Annotated in this window: 1 protein-coding gene; it reads left to right on the forward strand. The window is 48.7% G+C overall.

Features of this window, described 5'->3' with window-relative positions:
- Positions 1-1,398: hypothetical protein (locus KDK19_RS01215; RefSeq protein ID WP_257291173.1), on the forward strand; the 1,398-nt coding region annotated here is incomplete at both ends.

The following is a 1,398-nucleotide window of genomic DNA, read 5'->3' on the forward strand; positions in this document are numbered from 1 at the left end:
CTGCTAAAACAACCGCTGCTAAAACAACCTCTGCTCAGACAACCCCTACTCAGACAACCCCCTCTCAAACAACGGCTTCTCCAATAGTATTATGCGACACCCTGACAGGGCAGACGACAGGTGGGGTTCAGCGTCGACTAAATCAATACAGTAACCTTGTTCGCGGACGACGATGTATTGTTCTCACTGCCGACCCGGCTGAGGATCTGGCTCAATTAATCAATGGGCTTCCGGAAGACATCGTGATCCTGCTCTCTTCCAATTCGGTTCCTACTTCGGTTCCTACAATGACGCCTTCTTCTTCCGTTACCCCGGTGTCGGGTAAAACACCTGTTAATTACCTTATTCACGGTGAAATAGTTTTGAAAGAGGGTCAGGACATTATCGGGGCTGCTGATGACGGTTTCGAAATCGTCATCATGCTTGACGAAAGCTATAGAGCGTACAATATGATCGTTGTTGGAGATTCAGGTAACTCTATATTTGGAGAAACAAAAGACAACAATATAAGACACATAACGTTTCGGCCCAATCAACCTAAAGGCCGCCGACGCACTAACGCTCTTGTTTCAGCATGGTGCTATAACCAGAGTCTGATCATAGCACATAACGTGTTACACCTGCCTGACTGGGTCGGCGTCAAGCTTGATTGCAGACAACCCCTGGATGCATCGATCAGTGATTCACGCTCAGGCCCCGGCCTGCTGATCGCTAATAATACGTTTAAAGCTGAAACTTTCAACGTGGGGGGCACAGATCTTATTCCAATGGAAGCGGTCGTTGTTATTACTCCAACCATCAAGAATCAGTCACAGAGAGTCGCTATTATTGATAACACATTCCAGGGCAAGCTGTCAGAAGCGGTAGAGTTTTCTCCCGGGCCCGGAAGCAGTATCGATATCTTCAGAAACAGGATCGACATTGACAATACGGGCACAACCTACCGTGAATATATGATGGGACGTAGCATTAAAAAAAGTGGTATCACGTTCGAAGGTATTACCGATGCCGATGCAGAACCTCCTCTCTTTAACCTTGCGGGCAATAGAATCCTCGTTAGAAATACAGCAATAGATATCTTGGGTCGAGTGAAACTGGCCATGGCTTGCAACCACATGGAGGGAATCCACCCCTGGCGGCAGGAACAACATCAATACAGCCTGAAAGCCGTTGATCCCTTACCTCTGGCGCGCGAGTGCAAAAGATCCCTGAGTTCAACCGTTGGCATGGCAACTACCCGTCCACCTGCACTCTGTCAGATCGTGAATAGCTGGAGAGCCGTCGAAGCTTCCCCGGCTAATTATGTAAGTGGACTGAGCAACCTCGAGGGTCAGTTCTACTTTGACCCGGCCATCTGCCCGACAGTCGCTTCGCCCTCTGCTGTTATTAACAGTACCA

Origin of the sequence: Endozoicomonas sp. ONNA1 (genome assembly GCF_024606325.1) — a bacterium.
Lineage (GTDB): Bacteria > Pseudomonadota > Gammaproteobacteria > Pseudomonadales > Endozoicomonadaceae > Endozoicomonas_A.